Origin of the sequence: Halorubrum sp. Atlit-26R (genome assembly GCF_003666015.1) — an archaeon.
Classification (GTDB): domain Archaea; phylum Halobacteriota; class Halobacteria; order Halobacteriales; family Haloferacaceae; genus Halorubrum.
Map to the genome: position 1 here is coordinate 1 of NZ_QPLT01000352.1, position 541 is coordinate 541.

At 55.8% G+C, this 541-nt stretch carries 1 pseudogene; it reads right to left on the reverse strand.

Annotated features, from left to right (window positions below):
- Window positions 1-541: pseudogene (locus DVK07_RS20940) on the reverse strand (IS4-like element ISHvo11 family transposase); the annotation flags it as partial.

The window sequence follows — 541 nt, forward strand, 5'->3', positions numbered from 1 at the left end:
GCTACCCACTCGCCGGTGGGTCGCTGACTCCGTTCATGAGTCGTCCCATCGGTTGTCCGGAATCGTGTCGGGAGCCCAGTCGAGAGAGATTCGGTGAGGTGAAGTTTCAGTTCGGCTTGATGGTCGCCGGTTGCTGTGTAGATATCAGCGGCGTCCTGGTACAGCGAAACGATGGTTGCGTCAGCAATGAGGACGTCTCGAAAGCGTTCGAGACGGCCGTTCAAATCTTCTCGTCCGGTATCGAGATTCTCGATTGCGTCATCGAGAATCTCTCGAAGGAGTGCAACGAATCCTGGTTCGAACCAGTCGTGGAACGATGCGTAGGAGAGTTCGTCACAGTCAGCCATCTCGACGTAGCGTTCGAGAAATGCTTGGAGAGAGCGGTCTGAGCCAGCAGCGAAGCCAAACGAGAGTGTGTAGAACAGCGCAACGATGTCGAATTTCCGCTCTCGTTGGACGAGATTCGTTGCGCGAGCGCGCTCGCGCAACTCATCAGAGGGAAACGCTCTTTGGATCCGGTCAACTATGACCGAATCCGGTG